Raw genomic sequence first — 8,861 nt, 5'->3', positions numbered from 1 at the left:
GGCACGAGACCCGGCCGGTCCGCCATGCCGTAGGCGATGTATCCGGCGAGGACCGGGACGAGGAAGCCGAAGGCCGCCGCACCGATCTGGAACAGCAGCGCGCCCCAGCTGTCGACCTGTCCGCCGAGACCAAGGAAGCGGCGGCGCGCGCTCTCGCCGAGCGCATGGTGGCCCAGGGCCGGGTGACCGACCTGGAGGGCTTCCTCGCCGACGTGGCCGCCCGTGAGGCACAGATGCCCACCGGCCTGGACGGCGGCATCGGCATCCCGCACTGCCGCAGCGAGCACGTCACCGAGCCGACGCTGGCCTTCGGGCGCAGCGCCGCCGGCATCGACTTCGGCGCCGCGGACGGCCCTGCGGACCTGATCTTCCTGATCGCCGCTCCGGCGGGCGCGGACGACGCCCACCTGACGATCCTGTCGTCGCTGGCCCGGCAGCTGATGAACACCGAGTTCACGGACGCGCTGCGGTCGGCGGGGGACGCGGCGTCGGCCGCGGCCCTGATCCGGGGCGAGGAGCCCCCGGCGGCCGGCGCCACCGACGCCGGTTCCGAAGACTCCGTGGCGTCGTCGGTGGCGGCCTCCGCCGACGACGCCACGGGCACCACCACCGAAGCCCCCGGTGAGACGCCCGGCGACCGCCCCTTCCGTATCGTCGCCGTCACCTCCTGCCCCACCGGCATCGCCCACACCTACATGGCGGCCGAGTCGCTGGAGAACGCGGGCCGCGACGCCGGCGTCGAGCTCGTCGTCGAAACGCAGGGCTCGGCCGGTTTCACCCGGCTCGACCCGGCCGTCATCGCGGCGGCGGACGGCGTGATCTTCGCCCACGACGTGTCCGTACGGGAGAAGGACCGGTTCGCCGGCAAGCCGACCGTCGACGTCGGCGTGAAGGCGGGCATCAACCGCCCTGCCGAACTCATCGCCGAGGTCCGCGCCAAGGCCGAGCGCGGCGAGGCCACCGCGGCCGCCCGGCCCGGCACCCCGGTCGAGCGCACGGGCGAGCCCGGCGAGGGCTACGGCAGCAAGCTGCGCAAGTGGCTGATGTCGGGCGTGAGCTACATGGTCCCGTTCGTCGCGGCCGGCGGTCTGCTGATCGCCCTCGGCTTCGCGATCGGCGGCTACCAGATCAACGAGGCCAAGTCGGTCACCGAGCACTTCGACTGGGGCCAGGTCGACAGCTGGGGCGCGCTGCTGTTCCAGATCGGTGCGGCGGCCTTCGGCTTCCTCGTCCCGGTCCTCGCCGGATACATCGCCTACGGCATGGCGGACCGGCCGGGTCTCGTGCCCGGCTTCGTCGGCGGCGCGATCTCCGTGACGATCGGCGCCGGGTTCCTCGGCGGTCTGGTCGCGGGTCTGATCGCCGGTGGTGTGGTCCTCGGCATCCAGCGCATCGACATCCCACCGGTGCTGCGCGGCATCATGCCGGTGGTGGTGATCCCGCTGGTCTCCTCGGCGGTCGTCGGCTTCCTGATGTTCGTGGTGATCGGCAAGCCGATCTCCGAGGCGCAGAAGGGCCTCACCGACTGGCTGAACAGCCTCTCCGGTACCAACGCCATCCTGCTCGGCGTCCTGCTCGGCCTGATGATGTGCTTCGACCTAGGCGGCCCGGTCAACAAGGTGGCCTACACCTTCGCGACGGCCGGCATCTCGGTCGCGGCGCCCAGCGACTCGGCGATGAAGATCATGGCCGCGGTGATGGCCGCCGGCATGGTCCCGCCGCTCGGCATGGCCCTGGCCACCACGATCCGCAAGAGGCTGTTCACCAGCGCCGAGCGGGAGAACGGCAAGGCCGCCTGGGTCCTGGGCGCCTCCTTCATCTCCGAGGGCGCGATCCCGTTCGCGGCGGCCGACCCGCTGCGCGTGATCCCCGCCTCCATGGCGGGCGGCGCGGTCACCGGCGCGCTGGCCATGGCCTTCGGCTCGACCCTGCGCGCCCCGCACGGCGGCATCTGGGTCACCTTCCTGATCGGCAAGCCGTTCCTCTACCTGCTGGCCATCGCGGCCGGTACGGCGGTCACGGCGGGCCTGGTCATCCTGCTGAAGGGCATGCGCAGGACGGCGCCGGAGGGCGTCGCGGACTCCGTTTCCCCGGTGCCGGAGGCCGCTGCGGCGAAGCAGCCGGTCGCCGCGTAAGCCTCCCGCTTGTCCCTTTGGGGCGCTGTGAGTTGTTCACGGCACCTGCGAGATACGTCACGGTCCGGGCCTAAAGGCCCGGACCGTGGTGTGTACTGGAGCGCATGCCTGAGAACGTCTCGATGCTCCAACTGCTGGGCCCTGTCGTACTCGCCCTGGCAGCGGCGCTCTGGGTGGTCGGACTGGCCCGTATCCTGCGCCGCACCCGCCCTCAGGCGACCTCATGGCACTCGGACCCGAGGCTCCCCGGCCTTCCGTACCAGCGGCAGACCGCCCCTGAAATGGAGGCCGTCGAACTCACCCCGGCCGAACGGGACGCCTTCGCGGGCCTGGTCCGACAGCTCGGCGACGGCCGCTGACCGGCGAAGCCGCCGCTACGAGACCTGCGCCGCCCGCCGCTCCATCGCATCGCGCGCCGCGTCCTCGCTGACGTACACCTCGCACATGTGCCGCCCGTCCGGCGTCGCCGTGTGCTCGACCTCCCAGAGGGAGACCTCCTCGCCGTCGCGCAGCAGGAAGGCGTGCTCGTAGAGCGAGAAGCCCAGTCCGACGCGGCCCGCGCGGCACGGGCGCCCGAACGCCTGCGTGATCTGGTGCGCGCACGCCGTCGTCAGTAACGCCGCCGTCTCCGCGCCCGGCCGGTCGGTGTTCTCCGCCCGGCGCAGCAGCCGGCGCGCGTGGTCCGGCGAGTCGTCCGGCACATACGCGTGCCGGGGCGCGGGGATCGGCGACAGCTGTACCGTCACCGGCAGTTCGAAGTCCGGCGCGTCCGGCGGCAGCGGCAGCCGCGCGGTCGCGGCGCGCAGCTCCTCCTCGTCGGCGTACACCTCGTGCTGCGGGTCGCGGCCCCGGGCGGTGTTGTGGACGAGCTCCCAGAGGGTGAGCGCCGAGCCGTCGGCGAGCAGCCAGGTGTGCCGGTACGTCTCGCGGTGCAGCCCCGCGCTGTGGTGCGCGGAGTGCAGCGAGCTGTCGTGCGCCAGCGCGCAGTCGAGTCGCCGTATGACTTCGTCCGGCAACTCGAAGGAGTTCAGGGCACGGCCGAGGAGTCGCGCGAGATGCTCCTCCGGAGACTCCGCCGACTCGGGTGGTTCGTACGCTGCCGTCTCGTACGGAACGCTCAAGGTTTCTCCCGGCGTTGCTGCATGTCACCTTGTGGGTGCATACCGTAGCCCCTCGGTCGGACATCATGTCCGGGAACCGAGAAAACGTACGTCCGGTAAAACGCGCGGACCGCGCGAGAAGTTCCCGCGCGGCCCGACGAACTGTCAAGAATCCCTGCTCGGACGCCACTTCAGAGGATCACACGGAGATCACACGGCGCTGCCCGCCACCCACTCGCTCCACGCCATGTTCCAGCCGTTGAGGCCGTTCTCCGGCGTCACGGTCTTGTCGGGAGAGTTCTTGACGATCACGACGTCGCCGACCGTCGAGTTCTCGAAGAACCACTTGGAAGGCGTGTCCCCCTGCCCGCCCTGCACGTCCTGCAGGCCGACGCAGCCATGGCTGGTGCCCTGGCGGCCGAAGGGCGGATTGCCCTTGTTGTACCAGTAGTTGCCGTGGATGAAGGTCCCCGACTGCGTCAGCCGCATCGCGTGCGGCACATCCGGGATGTCGTACGCGTTGGCGAGGCCGACAGTCCTGCTGTCCATCCGCAGCTTCTCGAACTTCTCGGTGATCACCATCTGCCCGTTGTACGTGGTGAACTCCGAGCTGCCCGCCGAGATCGGCACCGACTTGATCGTCGCGCCGTCCCGCACGACCGTCATCGTCTGCGTGTTGACGTCGACCGTCGAGACCTGCGAGTGGCCGATGGTGAAGGTGACCGTCTTCTTCTGCACCCCGTAGACGCCGTTCGCGCCCTCGACGCCGTCCAGGTCGATCTTCATCGTGACCTTGGAGCCGGCCTTCCAGTACTCCTCGGGCCGGAAGTCGAGCCGCTGCGTCCCGAACCAGTGCCCGACCACCTTCTGCCCGCTGCTGGAGCTGACGGTGATGTGCGACTGGACGGCCTTCTTGTCGCCGATCGCCTTGTCGAAGTTGAACGACACCGGCATCCCGACGCCGACCGTGGCCCCGCCGTCGGGCGTGTACGTCCCGATGAAGCTGTCGGATGAGGAGACCGTGGTGAAGGTCGAGTCGGCGGCGGTGCTGCGCCCGTCCCCGTCCTTCGCGGTGGCCGATATGCGGTACTTCGTCCCCCGCTCCAGCTGCTCCTTCGGCTTCCAGCTGCCTCCGTTGCCGGACAGGGCGCCCGGCACGGCCTGCCCGCTGTCCGCCACCGTCATCTTCACTTCGGTCAGCCGGCCGTCGCTGACCTTCACGCCGGTCGAGTTGATCGACGCCCCGGTCGAGCCGTTCTTCGCCGAGATCTCGATCGTCGCGGCGGACGACTTGGAGTCCTGGCCGCCCTTGTCGTCGTTGTCGGCGTTGGCGCTGCCACCGCAGGCGGTGAGCGTCAGGGCGCCGATCATCAGGGCGGCACAGGCCCCCAGTACGCGCCGCGCTGCTATGTCCGGCGTTGTCACGAGTTGCTCCATCTTCATGCGGTCTGCGAGATCCGTTCCGTTCCACGGGGGAAGAGGCCCCCGTCACCGGACCGGGTTCCCCGCGTTCGCGGTGAATGCCATCACGTGACAGAACCGCGACAATCGTCGGTGCGAAGCAGCGGGGGAGGGGCCGGGTGTCAGCCCATGCCTCAGGCGCTCCCGTACAACTCCCCGTACGACGGCCACACTCCACCCGGCCCGTCCACCGACTCGGCCGCGCGCACGGCCCGCACGATCGCCCGTGTCACCGCGTCGGCGCCCGCCGCGAGAATCTCGTTCAGCGCGAGCGGATGCCCGGCGAGCGGCCGCTCCCCGGTGGCCAGAGCGAACACGGTGTCCCCGTCGTTGAGCAGATGCACCGGCCGCACCGCGCGCGCGATGCCGTCGTGCGCGGTCCCGGCCAGCTTCTGCGCCTGTGCCTTCGACAGGTCCGCGTCGGTGGCGACCACGGCGAGCGTGGTGTTCAGCGGGGGCGGCGCGCTCTTCGCCGCGATTTCGGCGAGCCGCAGCCGCGCGGCCTGGTGCGCCTTCTCCTGCGGGTAGTCCACCCGCCCTTGCCACAACTCCCCGTACAGCGCGCCCGTTTCGGGATCCAAGGCCGACCCCGCCGCGTTGGCCACCACCAGCGCGGCCACGGTGATCCCCGAGTCGAGGACGGTGCTCGCGGTGCCGATCCCGCCCTTGACCGGGCCGACGGCGGCCCCCGTGCCCGCGCCCACGCAGCCCTGAGGCACCGGCGCGCCGGGTTCGCTCGCCGCGGCCGCCTCGACCGCCGCCCGTCCGAAGGCCGCGTCCGGCCGGGCCCGGAAATCGCCGCCGCGCCCGAGATCGAAGACACAGGCCGCGGGCACCACCGGCACGACATGCGCCGGATCCACCCCGACCCGCACCCCGCGACGCTGCTCCTCCAGCCAGGCCATCACGCCGGACGCCGCGTCGAGCCCGTACGCGCTGCCGCCGGTCAGCACGATCGCCTCGACCTTCTGCACGAGGTTGCGCGGATCGAGGGCGTCCGTCTCCTTGGTGCCGGGCCCGCCACCGCGCACGTCCACGGCGGCGACGGCCCCGCCCTCGGGCGCGAGGACGACGGTGGTGCCGGTGAGCCAACCGCCACCGGTGCGCGTCTCGTGCCCCACCCGCAGTCCGGCGACATCTGTCAGAGCGTCAACTGTCATGGGGTCAGTCTCGTCCAGCCGCGCCCACCGAGGCAGGCACCGCCGGGCCGATCACGCCACCGGCGTCCGCGCCTGCGTCCCGCGCCCCCGGGCAGCCATCCGCGCCGTCAGCGTCTCCCCGGTCGCCACCGCCAGCGCCGAGACGAGGCCGGCCGCGAGCACCGCCCACTCGCCCAGGAACGTGCAGCAGATCACCAGCAGGGCCGTGGTCGGCAGCACCAGCTGCTGGGCGATGCCCACCTTGTAGTGGCGCGAGTGCAGCAGCCAGACCGTGAGCAGATACAGCGCCGTCGGCAAGGTCACCGCGGCCGACGCGGCCAGCGTCGAGATGTGCGCCTTGCCCACGGTCTGCTCGACCGCCACCTCCAGACCGGCGCCGATCGCGGCCGCCGAGGCGAAGACCACATAGTGGCCGTAACCCCACAGGAACGCCTGCTGGTTGGAACGCAGATGCCCGTGGATCGGCACCACGAAGTAGATCCACCAGGCCGCGAAGATGATCAGCAGCCCGCCCGCGGCGATCGGCAGCACATCGCTCAGCGCGTCGTTCTCGTCGATGCCGGTCTTCACGGCCACCGTGGCCGCCGCGATGGTCTCGCCGAGCACGATGATCGTGAAGAGCCCGTACCGCTCGGCGATGTGGTGCGGGTGCCAGGACGTGGGGTGCACCCTCTCGGCGAACGGCGGTACGCACAGCTCCAGGGTTGCCATCACCAGGAACACCCAGGGTCTGACGTCCTCGGGCAGGACCACCAGGCCCACCCAGCCGATCTGGCACAGCAGCACGCCTCCGGCGTACCGCAGGGCCATTCTCCGCTCCGGCCCGTCGCTCGATCCGGCCACCCGCAGCCACTGCGTCACCAGGGCGAGCCGCATGATCACATAGCCCAGCACCACCGCCTGGTACTCGTGGTCCTCGAACGCCCGGGACACCCCGGCCGCCAGGACCAGCACACCGGCGATCTGGATCAGGGTGACGACCCGGTAGAGGATGTCGTCGTTGTCGTAGGCCGAGGCGAACCAGGTGAAGTTCATCCAGGCCCACCAGATGGCGAAGAACACCATCGCGTAGTTGAGGATCCCCTCGCCCGCGTGGCCCTCGGCGACCGCGTGCACCAACTGGATGCCCGCCTGGGCGATGGCCACGACGAAACACAGGTCGAAGAAGAGCTCCAGCGGAGTGGCGACCCGATGCGACTCACCCCGGCCACGGGCGGTGAGCCTGCGCAGCGGGCGACGGTGTCCGGGTGGGCGGTCAGAGCCCGGCGCGGGAGTGGAACTGGACGTCATGGGGTCAAGCACAGCAGATGGAGCGGGGATTTTCTCCCGTAGAGGATCACCCGCGTGCGACGGACGGGGATCGTCCTCGCGCGGGCCGTCGAAGCGGGGGCCGTCGCGGCGCCGGCCGTGGTCGAGCGGGCGGTGGCCGCGGGGGCCGTACTCTGGACGCATGAGCACCGCCCCCGCCCCCGAGCCGCGCGAGCCGAAGGCCGCGCTGATCTTCGACGACCCGCTGGACCAGCAGTCCTCCGACGACACGGACCGTGGGTGGGGCGAGCGGCCGGGCGGCAGCGGCGACAGCGCGGCCGACCTGAAGCGGTTCCTCGACGAGAAGCCGCCCCACCACATCTGAGCCGTTACTGCTCGTTGTGCCCCGACCCGCGCTGGGCGACCAGCGCGTCGCGGATCTCCTTGAGCACCTCCAGCTCGGTCACCTCGATGACCTCGTGCGCGCCCTCCTTCGCCTTGCGGCGGGCCTCCACACGGGACAGGTACTTCGCCATGGGCAGGACCATCAGGAAGTAGACGACGGCAGCGGTGATCACGAAGCTGAGCGCGGCGCCGAGCACCGTGCCCCACAGGATCTGGATCCCCTGCTCGCCCTCGCACGTCGAGCTCAGGCACGAGCTGTAGTGATCGAGGTTCTTGGTGCCGATCGCTCCGACGAGCGGGTTGATGATGCCCTTCACCACCGCGTTCACGATGTTGGTGAAGGCGGCACCGATGACCACCGCCACCGCCAGATCGACGACGTTTCCGCGCATCAGGAAGGCCTTGAAGCCGTCCCAGACGCCCGGTTCCTTGTTCTCGCTCACTTCGGAGCCACCCCTCGCACACACAGGTTGTGGAACAGACCGCTCCGCAACCTACGTCAGCGCTCGGCCGTCCTGTCCAATGGGACCCCTCCATCGAGGGACTTGACAGCGGGTCGCGCTTGATCCGGTTCAGCACAGCGTCACCGCCAGACGGGCCGTCGCGCCGGCCCCCGCGAGACGCGCCGCCGTGCCACGCGGCACCGACAGCACGACCAGCGCCCCGCTCTCCAGGGCGGCGTCCAGCGGCTCCGGAACCTTCGTCACCCGCGCCCCGCGCGCGACCACCCGGGCGTCGCCGCCCGTCGCCGTCTCCTGCGCGGCGATCACGTCGACGCGGTCCCCGGGCCGCAGCAACCGCACGGTGGCCCCGTCCGCGATCCGCACCGGCGCGGACACCCGCTCGACGGCCCGGTGTTGCCGCACCGGCTCCGCCACCGGATGTCCACGCGTCCGGTCGGCCTCCCGGGGTCCCGCCGCGACGAGCGCCGCAGCGGTCACGGCGAGCCCGGCCGCCACGGCCCGCCTGCGATGCCGTACCAGCCGGCGCAGCCGATGCCGCCCGCCGCGCACCCGCACCGGGGCGAAGTGCGGCACCTCGCAGGTGGCCGGGGCGTCGGTGCCCGGCGGAAGCGGAACGGCGGGGGAGGACGAGGTCGAGAACGGGAACGACGGAGCGACGGACATGAGGAGCACCACCTGCGACGACGGAACGGCTTGCGAGCCCACGATGAGCCATCGCGCCGTTCCGCTTCCGCCGGGCACCGACGCCCCGGCCACCTGCGAGGTGCCGCACTTCGCCCCGGTGCGGGTGCGCGGCGGGCGGCATCGGCTGCGCCGGCTGGTACGGCATCGCAGGCGGGCCGTGGCGGCCGGGCTCGCCGTGACCGCTGCGGCGCTCGTCGCGGCGGG

General features: G+C 71.4%; 9 protein-coding genes and 1 pseudogene. 4 read left to right on the top strand and 6 right to left on the bottom strand.

Features of this window, described 5'->3' with window-relative positions; genetic code table 11:
- The first annotated feature begins 86 nt into the window (after positions 1–86).
- On the top strand, positions 87–2,135 hold the full coding sequence (locus EAO75_RS38985; RefSeq protein WP_147999802.1) for a fructose-specific PTS transporter subunit EIIC: 2,049 nt from the start codon (positions 87–89) through the stop codon (positions 2,133–2,135).
- 104 nt (positions 2,136–2,239) lie between these two features.
- Positions 2,240–2,494 (top strand): hypothetical protein, encoded by a 255-nt coding sequence (locus EAO75_RS38980; RefSeq protein ID WP_147999801.1) that lies wholly within the window; start codon positions 2,240–2,242, stop codon positions 2,492–2,494.
- Between the two features lie 15 nt (positions 2,495–2,509).
- Here the strand turns inward: EAO75_RS38980 and EAO75_RS38975 are convergent, their stop codons facing one another.
- From EAO75_RS38975 to EAO75_RS38960, 4 genes are all read right to left on the bottom strand, one after another.
- On the bottom strand, positions 2,510–3,256 hold the full coding sequence (locus EAO75_RS38975; RefSeq protein WP_147999800.1) for a DUF6227 family protein: 747 nt from the start codon (positions 3,254–3,256) through the stop codon (positions 2,510–2,512).
- A 189-nt stretch (positions 3,257–3,445) separates the two neighbouring features.
- Positions 3,446–4,660 carry an Ig-like domain-containing protein gene (locus tag EAO75_RS38970; RefSeq protein WP_147999799.1) on the bottom strand — a complete coding sequence of 405 codons (1,215 nt, stop codon included), beginning with the start codon at positions 4,658–4,660 and terminating at the stop codon, positions 3,446–3,448.
- A 170-nt stretch (positions 4,661–4,830) separates the two neighbouring features.
- Entirely contained in the window at positions 4,831–5,856 is a 1,026-nt protein-coding gene (locus tag EAO75_RS38965) for a P1 family peptidase (RefSeq protein ID WP_147999798.1), read from the bottom strand.
- Between the two features lie 51 nt (positions 5,857–5,907).
- A complete protein-coding gene (locus EAO75_RS38960) occupies positions 5,908–7,146 on the bottom strand; it encodes a low temperature requirement protein A (protein ID WP_147999797.1) in 1,239 nt (412 codons plus the stop codon).
- Positions 7,147–7,306: 160 nt separating this feature from the next.
- Here EAO75_RS38960 and EAO75_RS38955 point away from each other — a divergent pair, with 160 nt between their 5' ends.
- Entirely contained in the window at positions 7,307–7,489 is a 183-nt protein-coding gene (locus EAO75_RS38955) for a hypothetical protein (RefSeq protein WP_147999796.1), read from the top strand.
- A 4-nt stretch (positions 7,490–7,493) separates the two neighbouring features.
- Here EAO75_RS38955 and mscL read toward each other — a convergent pair whose 3' ends face one another.
- Together mscL and EAO75_RS38945 are read right to left on the bottom strand one after the other, a co-directional pair.
- Complete coding sequence (mscL, locus tag EAO75_RS38950) at positions 7,494–7,952, bottom strand: large conductance mechanosensitive channel protein MscL (protein ID WP_147999795.1); 459 nt, start codon at positions 7,950–7,952, stop codon at positions 7,494–7,496.
- A 129-nt stretch (positions 7,953–8,081) separates the two neighbouring features.
- Positions 8,082–8,636 (bottom strand): hypothetical protein, encoded by a 555-nt coding sequence (locus EAO75_RS38945; RefSeq protein ID WP_147999794.1) that lies wholly within the window; start codon positions 8,634–8,636, stop codon positions 8,082–8,084.
- Between the two features lie 43 nt (positions 8,637–8,679).
- Here EAO75_RS38945 and EAO75_RS38940 point away from each other — a divergent pair.
- Positions 8,680–8,861 (top strand): annotated as a pseudogene (locus EAO75_RS38940) (hypothetical protein); the annotation flags it as partial.

The sequence above is a fragment of the Streptomyces sp. UW30 genome (assembly GCF_008042075.1).
In the GTDB taxonomy this organism is placed as follows: domain Bacteria; phylum Actinomycetota; class Actinomycetes; order Streptomycetales; family Streptomycetaceae; genus Streptomyces.
Note: the sequence above shows the minus strand (reverse complement) of the source record. Positions and strands in the feature narration are given on the sequence as shown.